Genomic DNA, 16,889 nt, shown 5'->3' with positions numbered 1-16,889 from the left:
GATTATCGCTGCTAACAGATACCTGACTTATGACTGATCCACTGAGCCGCATTATTGCAACCGAACTGCAGGCCCGCCCGGAGCAAGTTGACTCCGCCATCCGTCTGCTGGATGAAGGTAATACCGTGCCGTTTATCGCACGCTATCGTAAGGAAGTCACCGGGGGCCTGGATGATACCCAACTGCGTCAGTTGGAGACTCGTCTGGGCTATCTGCGTGAACTGGAAGATCGCCGCCAAACCATCCTCAAGTCCATTGAAGATCAGGGTAAGCTGACCGAACAGTTGGCGGGGGCAATCAACGCCACGCAAAGCAAAACCGAACTCGAAGACCTTTATCTGCCCTACAAACCGAAACGCCGCACCCGCGGGCAGATCGCTATTGAAGCCGGTCTGGAGCCGCTGGCAGACTCCCTGTGGCAAGATCCGCAACAGCAGCCAGAACCGCTGGCCGAAGGGTTTATCGATGCCGAGAAGGGCGTGGCAGACGTCAAAGCGGCGCTGGACGGCGCACGCTACATCCTGATGGAACGCTTTGCCGAAGACGCTACCCTGCTGGCCAAGGTGCGTGACTACCTGTGGAAAAACGCCCATCTGGTGTCCAAGGTTGTCGAGGGTAAAGAAGAAGAAGGCGCGAAATTCCGCGACTACTTCGACCACCACGAACCTATTGCGCAGGTGCCTTCGCACCGTGCGCTGGCAATGTTCCGTGGCCGCAATGAAGGCGTGCTGCAACTGGCGCTGAACGCCGATCCGCAGTTTGAAGAAACCCCGCGTGAAAGCCAGGGCGAGCTGATTATCACCAACCATCTTAACCTGCGCCTGAACAACGCGCCGGCAGATGCCTGGCGTAAATCCGTGGTTAACTGGACGTGGCGCATCAAGGTGTTGCTGCATCTGGAAACCGAGCTGATGAGTACCCTGCGTGAGCGCGCGGAAGACGAAGCGATCAACGTTTTCGCCCGCAACATGCACGATTTGCTGATGGCCGCCCCGGCCGGTATGCGTGCCACCATGGGCCTGGATCCTGGCCTACGCACCGGTGTTAAAGTGGCAGTGGTTGATGCCACCGGCAAGCTGGTTGCCACCGATACCGTCTATCCGCATACCGGGCAGGCAGCCAAAGCCGCTGCGGTCGTTGCTGCATTGTGCATCAAACATAAAGTTGAGCTGGTTGCCATCGGTAACGGTACCGCGTCCCGCGAGACCGAGCGTTTCTTTGCCGAGCTGCAACAGCAGTTCCCGGACGTGAAAGCCCAGAAAGTGATCGTCAGCGAGGCCGGTGCTTCGGTGTATTCCGCTTCCGAGCTGGCCGCGTTGGAGTTCCCGAACCTCGACGTTTCGCTGCGTGGTGCGGTTTCCATCGCCCGCCGACTGCAAGATCCGCTGGCCGAGCTGGTGAAGATCGATCCTAAATCTATCGGCGTGGGTCAATACCAGCACGACGTCAGCCAAAGCCAGCTGGCCAAGAAACTGGACTCGGTGGTGGAAGACTGTGTGAACGCCGTTGGCGTTGACCTCAACACCGCCTCCGTGCCGCTGCTGACCCGCGTAGCTGGCCTGACGCGCATGATGGCGCAGAATATTGTCACCTGGCGTGATGAGAATGGCCGCTTTAGCAACCGCGAACAACTGCTAAAAGTGAGCCGTTTGGGGCCAAAAGCCTTCGAGCAGTGTGCGGGCTTCCTGCGCATCAACCACGGCGATAACCCGCTGGATGCCTCAACCGTTCACCCGGAAACCTACCCGGTGGTGGAACGCATTCTGGCCGCAACCCGCCAGGCTCTGCAAGATTTGATGGGCAACCCAAGCGCGGTACGCAGCCTGAAAGCCAGCGACTTTACCGATGAGAAATTCGGTGTACCAACGGTCACCGACATTCTGAAAGAGCTGGAAAAGCCGGGCCGCGACCCACGCCCGGAATTCAAAACGGCAACCTTCGCCGAAGGGGTGGAAACCCTCAATGACCTGCAGGTGGGCATGATCCTGGAAGGTTCGGTCACCAACGTCACCAACTTTGGTGCCTTTGTTGATATCGGCGTCCATCAGGACGGCCTGGTGCACATCTCGTCACTGGCGGACAAGTTCGTTGAAGATCCGCATACCGTGGTGAAAGCCGGCGATATCGTCAAGGTAAAGGTGATGGAGGTGGATCTGCAGCGTAAGCGTATCGCGCTGAGCATGCGCCTGGATGAACAACCGGGCGAAGGTTCACCACGCCGTGGCGGAGGCAATAATAACGCTCCAACTCGTGATAAAACCTCACGCCCTGCGGCCAATAAGCCTAAACCACGCAACAGCACCCCGGCAGGTAACAGTGCTATGGGTGATGCGTTGGCCGCCGCGTTTGGCAAGAAATAATAAGCCGAGGGGATAACCCTTATCCCCTCCTTCGGCTGTCTCTTGATCAGACCTCCTGTTAAAGAGACTTCGCTGGCTTATAGATCGTCTCTCCGTTCGGGCCCCGACCTGACTTAATCGGCAGGCCGCTGATGCCGGTATAAAACAGGGATTTATTGGAACTTGATTGATGGAACAACAATATCAACTTTGGCTAATGGCCCTTTCCGCCCCCATGGTGGCAGTAAATGCTCGTACCGGCTGTACCTTTGACTCGCCAAAATTTTATCCCTTCGATACCACTTTCGATTTACAAGGAAGCTGGGGGATATCCTCGCGTTCCGGTGTGATCGACATGATATTACGCATGGCAGATGGAGGGCATGCGAGAGAGTTGGCGCACGACTATTCTCTCTGGCATCGCCTCAGCCCAACTCAATGGCGAGAACATGTGGAACAGCATTCAGTTGAAGAACAGGTGTCGATGAACATGGTCGCCGAAACGGCGGCCATTTGTGGTGATGGGGGCATTCGCTCCTGGGATCTGGGGCGGATGGGTTTCCTTTGCCGCCTTGCATACCTTCACGGCTGGTTTACCGCCGAAGAGAGTTTATGGTTCCATACCCGGCTGGCGCTACGCGCACGTCACTATTATGCCAATTGGGAAAGCTATTACGCCGCATTTTTCGTTGGCCTCACCTATTGGTTATCATCAAATAAAGAAACTCCTGAGCAACAATATGCTTTTTGTAATCTAAGCGGCACAGGATTCGATACCAGGATGTTTCAGCACCTCTATTGCCATGCAGATAGTCCCTTAAAACATCTCGCCTGGCACATTGACTACACTGAAATGGCGAAACCTGCCTCCCTGGAAGAGGTGGACTGGTCATGAATCAACGTTGCTGGCAAATATTAGGCATTGAGCCAACAGAAGATCAGCAGGCTATTCGCGCCGCCTATCGCGGTAAGCTCCCCAACCATCATCCTGAAAACGACCCGGGCGGGTTTCAGCTATTACGTCAGGCGTTTGAGCACGCGCGAAAACTGGCCGAATCCCCGTTTATACTGCGTTCTGCACAGGATGCTGAAGATGACGGTCCTCATGATGAGGGAACACCTCAACTCGAGCAGGCCCCCGAGCCGCCGCCATCCGCTGCAGAACCATTATTCGAGAGCATGCTGGCCCAATTTGACGCGCTGTTGAATACCCCGGAAACGCGTTATCAGCCACAAAGCTGGCATAGCTATATAGCTCAGCTGGATCAGTACGATATTGCGCTCATTGATCGGCTGCGCTGGCATCTGCTCGATCGGGTTTACCACTCAGCATGTATCTCCACCGACTGCGTCAGGTTATTAGCGGAACGTTTAAACTGGCGGCATCGCCTGAACGAACTGGAGCAGGATGACGCGGCCAGGATGGATGATTATTTAGACTATATCGCACGCGCCGATATCTTCGATCTTTCCACATTGTCGTCAATCAGCCTGCCTGCTCAAGTAGAAACCGTTGCCTTCTTCCGCCATGCGTATCATCTGTACTGGAATGAGCCAGAATGGATGCTGCGTTTACTGCTGAGTAATCCATCAGTGATTTACTGGCCTGATTGCCCACGGCTAATGAAACAGCTGGCGCAATGGTACAGTCTGGCGGAAGTTCCCAGCGAAACGTTGCGGGATCACTGTTTGGCACAGCTGGAACTGGACGCAGAGAATAGCGATTGGTTATACCTGGCTGCCCGGCATTGTGCTTTGCTGCAGGATAATCAGCGGGCATTTGATTGTTGGCAAAGGCTATATCAGCAAGAGCAGTATGCTCAAGCAGAACAAGGGTTATTGGATTGGTGCCGTGAACAACATCCAGCCTGTTTACCGCTGCTGATCCAGGCGTTTGATCGGCCGGTGTACCCAGCCGCCGCAGGGATATCTGCCAGCAGTGACAAGCAGGACTACCTGACCCCAACCCAAACGATACAGACCTTGGTGCGTTGGGGCGAGGCCGCGCAGTTTAACTGAGCTGCAATACCGATCGCACAGGCGTTTATTGATTGGAAGTCAGATAACAGTAATGTTAATGCGATGTATGGTCAGTTGGTGCTTGATGATGGTTCCGACTCTCTGCGATTACTGTACCGCCATGCCTGCATGCTAACCTTGGGTAATGAAGGCCTGTTGCAGCAAATTATTGACCAGCCCACACCGGCCGATCCCCTACAGGCCCTGATCCTGCAAGGGCTGCAATCTCAGGCGGCGCAGCGGCTGGCATGGTTGAACGATTCAAGCGTCATTGCCGACTTCATCCAGTGGCTGGATGGCCCAATTGATCACGAACTGCCAGAGAGATATACCGATACTGGCTCCGCTAGCTGGCATCAAGCCGTCTTCTGGCTGCGGCAATGGCGTTACCTGTCACCAGCACGATTGAACCGCTTGTATCAGGAGCCAGCGTTTAGTGCACAGCTTGGTACCATCAATGACTGGTTGAATTATTTAGCTGCAGTGAAGCAGATTGAGATCCCAGCGTTTAGCAACGCTACCGCTCCCTGGGATCAATACCGGCAAACCTGTTTACTGGTGCTATTACTCAACGGGGCGGCCGGGCATATCGATACTGTCCGGCAGATAAACCACTTAACGCTCAGTGAACAGCATCCCGTCTACGAACTGTATCCGTTAATCCGGCAACTCGACCCGGCAAAAGGTGACCTGGTCTGGCAGCTTGAGCAACAACTGCTGTTGGACAACCGTCTGCACTTCCTTTGTTGGTTGGAGTTACCCGTATCTATCAGCCAGTTTTTACTCCGTGTGCAGAGCCAGTCAGAGCTGTGCAACTGCACCAATGTCGATCATTTCTATCATCGTGTTGCCAGTTGGCCTGATGAGATAGAACAGGCTCCGTTAGCCGAGCAAGCCTTGCTTCACGCATTCTTACTGCGCCATGGCGACCAGCCAATACAGGACAGAAACAGGGAGGCGCTTGAACGGTTAGACTGCGGCAATCAGGGGGAAACTGACCTGCAGCAGGCATTGCTTAACGGTAAAAAGCCCAAAGCCTTGGGGAATTCAACGCTGTTTGCCCGGGACTCATTGCTGACAAAAATAGCTCAGGTTGGCTATCGCCTGTATGACTACGATTGGGATAAGTTGGATCAAGATGAACGTCAGCAGTTGATGGCCTGCCTGGCAGATAGCCGCCTCTCCCCTATTCTGCGATTGAATGCCGGGCTATTAGTGCAGCTATCGGAGCAGCGCGTCATTGAAAAGCAACGTGCGAAGGAGCAAAGGCCAGATACTCGCTTCTGGCAATTCTGGCAATTTGACCGCCGCATCAACCGCCTGGGCCTGCTGGCTCAGTTGACGCTAGTACCGCTGGTGATGGTTGCGGTTTATCTACTGCTCATCAACGTGCTTTCGGCCTGGTTCATTATCGGGTTACTGCTGCTCAATACGTTCAGCGCACTGCTGCGGCGCAGCCATGATTTAAACCGTAAATACCCGGTCTTTGAAGCTGTGTTGCTGATATGCATGCCCTATCTGATCCTGCTGTATTTGCTGATACCCGGCGTGAAGCACGCGAACCAATATGGCCCGCCGCCAGGAGAAAAACGCTGAGGATTGTGGCGTGAGGAACTGCCCCCAACATTTTATGGGGGCAGTTGACGCTCAGAAACTCATCTCGTCCAGAAAACGTTCCAGCCGCAGGCGTATGGGCTGGATTTTTTGCTCCTGCTGGCTAACTAGCACCGCTTCAAACTCCTGTAGCCACAAACCGATCTGCATACGCTCATCACCCAGTGACTGCGCCCAGGCTTTTTCCAGCCGAGCCTGCAAGGTACGGTTGGACAGCGTATCGCGCGGATGCACTTTTAACTCCTGCAAACGCTGCTGACTTTGCTTTCGCTGTTCTAGGCTCAGGCCAATGGGGCTGTGGTCGATCACTTTGGAGAAGGAATCACCGCTGTCTGGCAAATGGACATCAACCTCTAGCAGCCCATTGATATCGTAACTGAAACGAACGTCCAGTGATTGAATATGGCCGTTAGGCTTTACCGGCACGGTAAACTCATCCACCAGAATATTGTTGTCAACATGTGGGCTTTCCCCCTGATAGATCGCTATCCGGATCGCCTTTTGCTCCACATGCGTCGTGGTGAAGCTTTCCACCCGTGAAGTCGGGACCACGGTATTACGTTCCAGAATCGGTGAGAAAATCCCATGCCGATCCGCATTCGAGGTAGCGATGCCCAGCGTATAGGGGCAGACATCCGTCAGGATCACTTCGTCGATATTCTGATCGCGCAGGCGGCAGGCGGCATGAACTGCGGCCCCCAGCGCTACGATGGTTCTGGGATCGAGGTGCTGATGCGGCAACTGACCGAATAGCTTCACCACCAGTTTTTGGATGGTGTTCAGCTTCGTGGCTCCGCCGACCAATACCAGATGATCCATCTGCTGCGGTTGCAAACGAGCATCGTGCAGCACCTGTTCAATCGGTGCGCGCAGGCGATTAAGCAGCGGCAGCCAGATCTCTCCTGCTTTACGTTCATCCAGCTCTATTTCCCATTGCCGATCCTGCCATTGCCAATGCAGCTTATGCGAGCCCTGTTGCTGATTAAGTTGGCATTTCCACTGCTCGACGCAATCATACAGCCGTGCCATATCATGGGGCGCAATCTGCGAGGCGTTCAGTTGCCATTCGTTGAGGCAGGCTTTCATAATTGCCTGGGTGAAATCTTCACCGCCAAGATAGTTATCACCCGCCGAAGCGTGCACCTCAATCAGCGGCAGATCATATTCCAATACCGTGACGTCAAAAGTGCCGCCGCCCAGGTCAAACACCAAAGTACGGCCAACCCCTTGGGTGTGCAGGCCATAAGCCATCGAAGCCGCAGTCGGTTCATTAATCAGCCGTACCGCATTTAAACCGGCCAGTTCGGCGGCAAAGCGGGTCTGCTTGCGTTGCTCATCGCTAAAATAGGCAGGGACCGAAATCACAACGTCGCGGATCGGCTGACCAAGAAAACTCTCTGCGTCTGATTTCAGCGATTTCAGCACGATTGCCGATAGCTCTGGGGCGTCAAACGTCTGCTGGTCCAGTTTGAATTTCTTCTTGCTGCCCATGTAACGTTTAAACAGCGCTGCCGTCTTTTGCGGGTGGGTCGTCAGGCGAGATAACGCAGAGCGGCCAACCAATATTGCCCCGTCTTCATCAATGCTGACGACCGATGGAGTAAGAAATTCATTGAGCGCATTGGGGATTAAGCGCGACTCCCCGTCTTGCCAGACACTGATGAGGCTATTGGTGGTGCCTAAATCGATGCCGATTGCCGGGGTAGCGTCATGCTGCTGTAACATCGTCCTGACCTCGTAGAGAAGGATGCTTGCTGCGCCTGATGCTGCTAGTACAGCCGTATTAAGCGCAGCAACCTAGTCCATGATGGGGGGTTTTTTATCGTTAGATATTAACATGATGGTATTACATAGCTCATCGCCATGGAATTTTTTTGCTCGAAAGCCATGTTCTACTTTAGCCAATCAGTGCGCGAGCTCGGGGATGACATCCCACCTTACATAGCGTCAGCAAAATTGCTCTCTTCATTGACACCAGCCATAGATTACCCAGTAATATGCGGATACTAACAACAAGGAATGTGAAATGAGTCATCAAAATCAGGAAGTGAGCAAGTTTTTAAGCTATGTATTACGCCACCAACCAGAATCTATCGGTTTAACGCTGGACAGTGAAGGATGGGCAAACATCGACTCGCTTATCACCTGTGCAGCTAAAAAGGGTAGGATACTTGACCTGCCACTAATAAGATCGGTTGTAGAGAACAGCGACAAGAAGCGCTTCTCTATTTCTGATGATGGCGGTTATATCCGCGCGGTACAGGGGCACTCCTCAAAACAGGTTGATATCAACTATGAGGAACAGACCCCGCCACAGTACCTTTACCATGGCACGGCAACACGTTTTATCGCTTCAATTCATCAAGACGGATTGCTCGCTGGCTCCCGTCAGTATGTGCATCTATCCGCCGATATCACTACAGCGACCGCCGTTGGCCAACGGCATGGCAAGCCTGTTGTGTTAACCATCGATGCTTTGGCAATGTACCAAAATGGCTTTAAATTTTATCAGGCTGATAACGGAGTCTGGTTGACGGCAACTGTGCCGGTGAAGTTTATTGGTGAGTGATGGTGGAGATGAAAGCATTTTTGCCAGTTGCCGTTCTTGCGCCACCGTTAGCGGCGCCCCGACAATTTTGACCTGCCGCAATAAAATGGCGGCTTTTTACCATCCTCGTTTCGCGTCATCGCCTTCATCCCCCGCGTCGGTATAAATGCCCCTTTGTTAACAGCCCTATTAACACCGCATTTTCAGGCCGTCGATTGTGCCGTAAACACAAATACTTACCCCTCTCATTTACAGCAGGTGATGTTGCCAGATTTGCGCCATAAAACGTTCAGCCACTGCAATAGAGCTACAACTGTTTCATCACCGCAAGAAGATACACAAATTTGCAACTTAATTAACCTTTTGCGCTCATTTGCAGTGCGTTTGGCTTAGTGCTAAAACTAAGGCAAGCGAACCGTCTCATCTCAAATGTGACGACACTTACAATTACCCACACATTCTGTATTGAATACGATAATTGTTATCACTATGATTCTGCGTATTCCTTGCTCCGCTTTATAGCTCGGCGCTTCTGGCCCCATTCACCTTTTCGCAGGTTGTCTGGGCAGCAAATGGTCTGAAGGTGGCATTCCTGTGGGAATTCCCAACTCATTGAGAAGGCAATATGCAGCTGCTTCCTAAACATACCTATAAAATTACCGGCTTCTCCAGCGAGATCAGCCCGGCCTACCGCCAGAAGTTGCTGTCGCTTGGCATGCTGCCCGGCTCGCAGTTTGACGTAGTCCGCGTGGCACCGTTTGGCGACCCGATAGAAATAAAGACTCGTCGCGTCAGCCTGGTACTGAGGAAAAAAGATTTAGACCTGATCTTGCTCGATAGCCAACCGTAACGCGCTGTCCCCGCCTCAGGCAGTTGTCGTGTGCAAACGCGGCCGACACTTAATTCACTGATATCACGTTGGTTTATGAAAAAAATCACTATTGGCTTAATCGGTAACCCGAACTCTGGCAAGACGACGCTGTTCAACCAGCTCACCGGGGCGCGCCAGCGGGTCGGTAACTGGGCCGGGGTAACGGTTGAGCGTAAAGAGGGCCAGTTTACGACGCCACAGTCGCAGGTCACGCTGGTGGATTTACCAGGCACCTACTCGCTCACCACCATCTCTGAACAAACCTCGCTGGATGAGCAGATCGCCTGTCACTACATCCTGAGCGGCGATGCGGATATGCTGATCAACGTGGTCGATGCCTCCAACCTGGAACGCAACCTCTACCTGACGCTGCAACTGCTGGAGCTGGGTATTCCGTGTATCGTGGCGTTGAACATGCAGGATATTGCCAAGAGCCAGAATATTGAGATCGATGTCGCCGCCCTGGCCGAGCGCCTTGGCTGCCCGGTGGTATCCATGGTTTCCACCAAGGCCGACGGCATTGGCCTGCTGAAACAGACCATCGACAATCATCGCTTCAATCAGTTAAAAGCGCTGGTGGCCTATCCGCCGCTGCTGCTAGACGAAATCGCTACGCTGACCAAGGCCATGCCTGAACAACTGCCCACCGAACAGCGGCGCTGGCTGGCCCTGCAAATGCTGGAGGGCGACATCTACAGCCATCAGTTGGCCGGGAAAGCCACCGAACTGTTGGCACATTCCAGGCTAGCGCTGCAACAGCAGCAGCAGGAAGATCCCGCTCTGGTGATTGCAGATGCCCGCTACCAATCGATCGCCACTATCTGCGATGCGGTCAGCAATTCCAAGCTGGCGTTGCCAAACCGCCTGACGGAGGTGCTGGATCGGGTGATCCTCAACCGCTGGCTGGGTGTGCCAATCTTCCTGCTGGTGATGTACATCATGTTCGTATTGGCGATCAATATCGGCGGCGCGCTGCAACCCATCTTCGATCTCGGTTCGGCAGCCATCTTTATCCAGGGCATTCAGTGGGTCGGTTATACCCTGCATTTCCCGCAGTGGTTGACCGTCTTCCTGGCGCAGGGCGTGGGCGGCGGTATCAATACCGTGCTGCCGCTGGTTCCCCAGATCGGCATGATGTATCTGTTCCTGTCATTCCTGGAAGACTCCGGCTATATGGCTCGTGCGGCATTTGTCATGGACCGCCTGATGCAGGCGCTCGGGCTGCCGGGTAAATCCTTTGTGCCGCTGATCGTCGGCTTCGGCTGTAACGTGCCATCCATTATGGGCGCACGCACCTTGGATGCCCCACGCGAACGCCTGATCACCATCATGATGGCCCCCTTTATGTCCTGCGGCGCGCGTTTGGCAATCTTTGCCGTGTTTGCCGCGGCCTTCTTCGGCCAGGACGGCGCGGGCGTGGTGTTCTCGCTGTATATGCTAGGTATCGTGGTGGCGATCCTCACCGGCCTGGTGCTGAAATACACCATCATGCGCGGCGAAGCGTCGCCGTTCGTGATGGAGCTACCGGTTTATCACGTGCCGCATCTGAAAAGCCTGCTGCTGCAAACCTGGCAACGTCTGAAAGGTTTTGTGCTGCGCGCCGGGAAAGTGATCGTGATTGCCAGCATCTTTATTGGCGGCTTGAACAGCTTTTCGTTCAGCGGCCAGCCGGTAGACAGTATTAATGATTCCGCGCTGGCCTCGGTTTCCAAAGTGCTGACGCCATTATTGCAGCCAATGGGCGTACATAATGATAACTGGCAAGCAACCGTCGGGCTGGTAACCGGAGCGATGGCCAAAGAAGTGGTGGTCGGGACGCTCAACACGCTGTACACCGCAGAGAACATCACCAATGAGCACTTCGATGCAGCCAACTTCAACCTGCTTGATGAACTCGGTGCCGCCGTCAATGAAACCTGGCAGGGCCTGAAAAACACCTTCAGCCTGAGCGTTCTCTCCAACCCTATCGAAGCCAGCAAGGGCGATGGAGAGATGGGCGTGGGCTCAATGGGCGTCATGAGTAGCAAATTTGGCACCTCAATCTCTGCCTACAGCTATCTGATTTTCGTGTTGCTGTACGTTCCCTGCGTCTCGGTGATGGGGGCTATTGCACGTGAGTCCAGCCGTGGGTGGATGACCTTCTCCATCCTGTGGGGGCTAAACGTGGCCTATTCTCTGGCAACGCTGTTCTATCAGTTCGCGACCTTCAGCCAACATCCGCAATACAGTGCGACGGCGATCCTGATCGTGCTGCTATTCAACGTACTGGTGCTATTGGGCTTGCGCAAGGCACGTAGCCGCGTAACGATCCGTTTGCGTAGCGCCACCTCGGCGTCCTGTTGTCAAAGTTCGGGTGACTGCCACTAATGGCCAGCCTGCTGCAAATTCGTGATGCGCTTGCCCTACAGGGCGGCGCTCAGGCGCAACAGCTGAGCCAGCAGTTGGCAACGCCCTTGCCATTGGTTGAGGCAATGCTGCAAAGTTTGACTGCGATGGGGAAAGTTGAACGTATTGAGCTCGATAGCAGCGAATGCCTGAGCGGCAGCTGTAAGAGTTGCCCAGAAGGGCTGGCTTGTAAAACGGTGATTTATCGTTTGAAGGGGTGAATACAGGGGCGCAATAGTTTGCCTGCGCCCCCTCACTTGAAGATTATTGCTTGTCTTTATACACGTCAGCTACGGCGCTGAACTTGCCGTGCTCACGGGCAGCCAGCACGACATAGTATTGGCCCCCTTTCTCATCGGCCAGTTTGGACAATTCATCTTTCAAGTCCATCGGATCGGTGGCCTGCGCAGTTGAAGACACGGTGCCAACTTTCTCATACTTGCCTGGGTTCTTATCCAGTTCGTCTTTGGTTAGCAAGGTTGCAGCCATCGAACCGAAAGACACTGAACCTACAATCAACGCCGCAACGATCATCTTCAATGATTTCATGACAATACCTCTCAATGGATAAATTGGTGTTATGAAAGCGACTAACAACAAATGCGTCATCGAGCTTGGCTACCGCGACGTCTAACAGCTTCGTTGCTTTCCCTGACGAAGCTCCCTCTGCCCAGAAACAAATCGCCAAAGTGAAGATTGATAAGCCTATATTCACCTTGTAGCCACGCATTTACCCCTTCAAGTATCGAACAGGTTTAGTTTTTATCCACTTATTGGTTAAAAATTTACCGCCGTTTTGTGCGTTTATAATCTGTAATCAATGAGATATCGCCGCCAGACCGCGCCATTACTCGGTTGCAACAAATTGATTAATAATGTTAGCGAATGCTTCGGGGTGAGAGATAAACGGCGCATGGGCCGCTTTGGCGATCACCTCCGAGGTGGAGTTTGGCCACAATTCATCCAACAGGCTAGCCACTTTGCGCGGTACCAGTCCGTCAAGGTAGCCATAAATACGCAGTACCGGCATCGTCAGTGCCGCCAATGATTGGCGTTGATCCACCGTACGTAGCATCTCCAGTCCCCCGTTAAGCACCTCAACACCCGGCATCGGCTGATTGAGCACTACGGTTTTCAACTGGCGCGCATCCTGACGAGCGCTTTCCGTGCCCAGCGTTTGCAGTGCCAGGAAGCGCTCCACGGTGCGCTGGAAATCATGGCTGAGCTGCTGCTGGAAGCCACTGAGCACCTCCGGGCGGATCCCCGGCCACGGATCGTGCGCCGTAAAGCAGGGCGAAGAAGCCACGGTGATAAGCCCCGTTACCCGCTCAGGCTGCATAAGGGCGATCTGACCGGCCACCAGCCCGCCGAGGGACCAGCCCAGCCAATAAGCCTGCTCGGGCGCGGCGGCCAGCAGTATCTCCGCCGTCTCCGTTAACGAGACGGCCCCATAGCCCTGGCTGCGGCCATAGCCAGGCAAGTCCACCAGATGTAGGCGAAAATGCGGAGCCAATCGCTCCAGCGTGCAACCCCAGACCTCGGCATTCAATCCCCATCCGTGCAGCAGCACAAGATCGCAATCGCCCTCTCCCAGTGTTTTCCAATACAGCTCAGTCATCAGTTATTGTCCTGCTAAAACGGAGGTGACTATGCTACCAATCCACAGCCGCTGTTGGCTATGCCGGCAACCATTACGGCTGATGCAACAGGGCATCTGCAGCTACTGCTTGCGTACGCTGCCCGCCAAACCTTGTTGCTGCCCAGTTTGCGGCTTGCCCAGTGGCGATCCCCATCAGCCTTGTGGGCGATGTCTGCAAAAACCGCCCCCTTGGCAAGCGCTGGTCTTTGTTACGGATTACCGCCCGCCCATCAGCACCCTGGTGAGAAATTTCAAATTCCAGCAGACACCGGCGCTGGCTCCCACGTTGGCTCGTTTGATTCTGCTGCGCTGGCTGCAAGCGCACCGAGAGCAACATCTGAACAGACCGGAAGTTATTTTAGCGGTACCCTTGCAGAATAAACGCTGCTGGCGGCGCGGCTATAACCAAAGCGATCTGCTGGCCCGGCCACTGGCCCGCTGGCTGGGTTGTGAATATCGCCCAGCGGCATTACGCCGCATCAGGGCAACCGCGCCACAACAGCAATTGATAGCGCGCCTGCGGCGGCGTAATCTGCGTGGTGCTTTCCGTTGTGATGAGAACCTGGCAGGAAAGCATGTGGCACTGCTGGATGATGTGGTGACCACTGGCAGCACCATGGCAGAAATCTCTACACTATTACAGAACCAGGGCGTCGCATCGTTGCAGATTTGGTGCGTTTGCCGCACGTTGTAGTACCACGGCAATGGGCGTATTATAACCTACTATAGAAGTCAACTATTGAGCTAATGCTATGATCCGTATAACAGATGCTGCACAGGAACACTTTGCCAAGCTGTTGGCAAGCCAAGAAGAAGGCACCCAAATCCGCGTATTCGTGATCAATCCGGGTACGCCGACGGCCGAATGCGGTGTCTCTTATTGCCCGCCAGACGCGGTGGAAGCGACAGATACCGAACTCAAATTCGAGAAGCTGTCCGCTTACGTCGATGAGTTGAGCGCGCCTTATCTGGACGACGCCGAAATCGACTTCGTCACCGATCAGCTCGGCTCACAGCTGACGCTGAAAGCGCCGAACGCCAAAATGCGTAAAGTGGACGACGATGCACCATTGATGGAGCGCGTGGAATACGTACTGCAATCGCAGATCAACCCGCAGCTGGCTGGCCACGGTGGCCGCGTGACGCTGATGGAAATCACCGACGACGCACTGGCCATCCTGCAGTTCGGCGGCGGTTGTAATGGTTGCTCAATGGTAGACGTAACGCTGAAGGAAGGGATCGAGAAAGAGCTGCTGCAAAAGTTCCCGGAACTGAAAGGCGTGCGCGATCTCACCGAGCACCAGCGCGGCGAACACTCCTACTACTGATAAATATCAGGGCGCAATTCAGTTCTGCGCCCTGCCTATTTCTATCGGGGTCAGTACGTTTAACCCACCGAAACCTTTCTGCGTCGCTTATCCAAATCCTTCAATAAACGGTTGACCTCAACATCGTCAAACATCGCTTCCAAGGTGTGGCTCAGCTTGCGCCGCCAGTTTGGATACTGATCGCTGGTGCCGGGAATATTCACCGGCTCCGCCATATCCAACCAGTCTTCCGGTTGCAGGCCCAGCAGCGCGCTGGCACTGTCTGCCACATAACGTTGCAAACCCCGATTCAGCAACGGACTCATACTCAACAATGAGGCTTTCTTGCCGACCTTTTGCGGTACGCAGCCGTAACGATGCAGCCCGTCCAGTAACCCCTGCTTGGCCCGTTCACGATCGGCAAACAGCTCTTTGAGCACTTCCGCATCCGGGTATAACCCCAGTTGCTTGCCGAGCGTCAGGTCGCCGCTTTGCCAATAGCCACGCAGCGTTGGCAGATCGTGGGTGGTAATGGTTGCCATCGCCTGCACCGGGTAAGACTGCGGCGCACGGAACTGCTTCTCGGCATCGTGCTCGAAATACAGCACCTTGTAGGAATAGACGCCGCTATCGCGCAGTTTGCCGACGATCTCCACCGGCACGGTCCCTAAATCCTCCCCAATCACCATGCAACGATGGCGCTGACTCTCCAAGGCCAACAACGCCAGCAGATCGTCAACCGGGTATTTCACATAGGCACCGTGATCGGCCGTTTCACCATAAGGGATCCACCATAAACGCAGCATCGCCATCACGTGATCGATACGCAAGGCGCCACAGCTGGTCATATTGGCGCGCAGCAAATCGATAAACGGCTGATAACCCCGCGCCACCATCACATGCGGATCCATCGGCGGCAGGCCCCAGTTTTGCCCCAGCGGCCCCAGAATATCCGGCGGAGCACCCACCGAGGCTTGCATGCAATACAGCTCACGCTCACACCAGGTTTCCGCCCCGCCCTCTGCCACCCCGACCGCCAGATCGCGGTACAGGCCAATCGGCATCTGGCACTGCTGGCTTTGGCCGAAGCACTCGGCAAACTGGCTAGCCGCCAACCATTGCAACCACAGGTAGAAGGTAATCTCATCCTCATGCTGCTTACAGAAGGCTTCCACTGCCGGGCCGTTACCCTGCTGATACTCCTCCGGCCAGGCTGGCCATCCCCACATGGTGCTGTCTGTGGCACTGAGATGGGCATGTAACGCATCGAACGTTGCCTGCTGATACAGGCTGCTGCCTCCTTCGCCGACGAAGCGTTCAAACTCCTGCTTCAGCGCATCCTGCGGCTTGCGGGCCTGGAAATGCGGGAAGGCCAGCTTCAATGCAGCCAGCTTCAACTCCGTTACCGTGCTGTAATCAACCAGCTCACTACTACGCGCTTTGGCCAGCAGCTTCTGCGTCGCAGCCTTCTGCCACCATTTTTGCGCGGTCTGGCTGAGCTGGAAATCTTCCACCACGTTGACATCGATATACACCACGTTCAACCAGCGGCGCGAAGATGGGCTATAGGGGCTGGCACTTTCCGGGTTGGCCGGATACAGCGCGTGGATCGGGTTGAGCCCGATAAAGGCCCCACCGCGTTCACCCACCTCGCCGACCATTGCCCGCAGGTCGCCAAAATCGCCAATACCCCAGTTACGCTCGGAACGCAGCGTGTAGAGCTGCACGCAAGCACCCCACAGCTTTTTGCCGGTCAGTAATGCATCCGGCTCGTAGCAACGCTTGGGGGCGACAATCAGCCGGCAGACCCATTGCTGCTCCCCCTGCGTCAAAGTGAGTTGGTGATAACCGAGCGGCAATGCGCCCGGCAGGGTCAACGTTTTATGCGCACCGGCACGGCCCGCTTGCTGGCTACCGTCCTCGCGCAGCAGCACCCAGTGAAATTCACCTTCTCCCCCCAGCGGCAGCGCCACCGGGTTGCCGTGATAAAAGACTTTAACCTGCGGCAAAGGAGCCGTTGACGGCAGCAATGACGCTGGGTTCATCGCCGCCAACAGCTTGCGTTTGGTTTCCGGCGAAATCGCCTGCCGTTGGCCGTGGGCATTGATGTAATCGGCAGCAATCCCAGCCTGGGCTGCTACCTGATCGATACCTTTACTCATTCGCA

Annotated in this window: 14 protein-coding genes; 10 read left to right on the top strand and 4 right to left on the bottom strand. The window is 54.8% G+C overall.

Annotated elements, in window-relative coordinates:
* Window positions 1-29: 29 nt before the first annotated feature.
* The 4 genes from ACLQ7H_RS04375 to ACLQ7H_RS04360 all read left to right on the top strand — a co-directional run bounded on the left by ACLQ7H_RS04375 (window position 30) and on the right by ACLQ7H_RS04360 (window position 5,954).
* Entirely contained in the window at window positions 30-2,360 is a 2,331-nt protein-coding gene (locus ACLQ7H_RS04375; protein WP_411751610.1) for a Tex family protein, read from the top strand.
* A gap of 169 nt (window positions 2,361-2,529) precedes the next feature.
* Window positions 2,530-3,234, top strand: coding sequence for a DUF1266 domain-containing protein (locus ACLQ7H_RS04370; protein ID WP_411751609.1), 705 nt, complete (start codon window positions 2,530-2,532; stop codon window positions 3,232-3,234).
* Entirely contained in the window at window positions 3,231-4,358 is a 1,128-nt protein-coding gene (locus tag ACLQ7H_RS04365) for a J domain-containing protein (protein ID WP_411751608.1), read from the top strand. Before ACLQ7H_RS04370 ends, ACLQ7H_RS04365 begins: the two co-directional genes overlap by 4 nt.
* 63 nt (window positions 4,359-4,421) lie before the next feature.
* The gene (locus tag ACLQ7H_RS04360; RefSeq protein WP_411751607.1) at window positions 4,422-5,954 is read left to right on the top strand and encodes a DUF805 domain-containing protein; all 1,533 of its coding nucleotides are present in this window, start codon (window positions 4,422-4,424) and stop codon (window positions 5,952-5,954) included.
* Window positions 5,955-6,005: 51 nt separating this feature from the next.
* Here the strand turns inward: ACLQ7H_RS04360 and ACLQ7H_RS04355 are convergent, their stop codons facing one another.
* Window positions 6,006-7,697 (bottom strand): Hsp70 family protein, encoded by a 1,692-nt coding sequence (locus ACLQ7H_RS04355; RefSeq protein ID WP_411751606.1) that lies wholly within the window; start codon window positions 7,695-7,697, stop codon window positions 6,006-6,008.
* A 301-nt stretch (window positions 7,698-7,998) separates the two neighbouring features.
* Between ACLQ7H_RS04355 and ACLQ7H_RS04350 the strand changes: the two genes are divergently transcribed.
* From ACLQ7H_RS04350 to ACLQ7H_RS04335, 4 genes are all read left to right on the top strand, one after another.
* Window positions 7,999-8,541: an RNA 2'-phosphotransferase gene (locus ACLQ7H_RS04350; protein WP_411751605.1), complete on the top strand. Its 543-nt coding sequence runs from the start codon at window positions 7,999-8,001 to the stop codon at window positions 8,539-8,541.
* Between the two features lie 604 nt (window positions 8,542-9,145).
* A complete protein-coding gene (gene feoA / locus ACLQ7H_RS04345) occupies window positions 9,146-9,370 on the top strand; it encodes a ferrous iron transporter A (protein WP_411751604.1) in 225 nt (74 codons plus the stop codon).
* A 75-nt stretch (window positions 9,371-9,445) separates the two neighbouring features.
* The gene (gene feoB / locus ACLQ7H_RS04340; RefSeq protein WP_411751603.1) at window positions 9,446-11,758 is read left to right on the top strand and encodes a Fe(2+) transporter permease subunit FeoB; all 2,313 of its coding nucleotides are present in this window, start codon (window positions 9,446-9,448) and stop codon (window positions 11,756-11,758) included.
* Complete coding sequence (locus tag ACLQ7H_RS04335; protein WP_411751602.1) at window positions 11,758-11,997, top strand: FeoC-like transcriptional regulator; 240 nt, start codon at window positions 11,758-11,760, stop codon at window positions 11,995-11,997. Before feoB ends, ACLQ7H_RS04335 begins: the two co-directional genes overlap by 1 nt.
* 43 nt (window positions 11,998-12,040) lie before the next feature.
* Here ACLQ7H_RS04335 and ACLQ7H_RS04330 read toward each other — a convergent pair whose 3' ends face one another.
* Both ACLQ7H_RS04330 and bioH read right to left on the bottom strand, forming a co-directional pair.
* Window positions 12,041-12,325: a YdgH/BhsA/McbA-like domain containing protein gene (locus ACLQ7H_RS04330; protein WP_065684045.1), complete on the bottom strand. Its 285-nt coding sequence runs from the start codon at window positions 12,323-12,325 to the stop codon at window positions 12,041-12,043.
* A 298-nt stretch (window positions 12,326-12,623) separates the two neighbouring features.
* On the bottom strand, window positions 12,624-13,394 hold the full coding sequence (bioH, locus tag ACLQ7H_RS04325; protein WP_411751601.1) for a pimeloyl-ACP methyl ester esterase BioH: 771 nt from the start codon (window positions 13,392-13,394) through the stop codon (window positions 12,624-12,626).
* 31 nt (window positions 13,395-13,425) lie between these two features.
* Here bioH and gntX point away from each other — a divergent pair, with 31 nt between their 5' ends.
* Together gntX and nfuA are read left to right on the top strand one after the other, a co-directional pair.
* Window positions 13,426-14,109, top strand: coding sequence for a DNA utilization protein GntX (gene gntX / locus ACLQ7H_RS04320; protein WP_411751600.1), 684 nt, complete (start codon window positions 13,426-13,428; stop codon window positions 14,107-14,109).
* 58 nt (window positions 14,110-14,167) lie between these two features.
* Window positions 14,168-14,743, top strand: coding sequence for a Fe-S biogenesis protein NfuA (gene nfuA, locus ACLQ7H_RS04315; protein ID WP_065684007.1), 576 nt, complete (start codon window positions 14,168-14,170; stop codon window positions 14,741-14,743).
* Window positions 14,744-14,802: 59 nt separating this feature from the next.
* On the opposite strand, the gene malQ is transcribed toward nfuA, so the two are convergent.
* Window positions 14,803-16,884 (bottom strand): 4-alpha-glucanotransferase, encoded by a 2,082-nt coding sequence (malQ, locus tag ACLQ7H_RS04310; RefSeq protein ID WP_411751611.1) that lies wholly within the window; start codon window positions 16,882-16,884, stop codon window positions 14,803-14,805.
* Window positions 16,885-16,889 lie beyond the last annotated feature (5 nt).

This window comes from Serratia sp. (in: enterobacteria) (assembly GCF_046715635.1).
Classification (GTDB): Bacteria; Pseudomonadota; Gammaproteobacteria; order Enterobacterales; family Enterobacteriaceae; genus Chania.
Note: the sequence above shows the minus strand (reverse complement) of the source record. Positions and strands in the feature narration are given on the sequence as shown.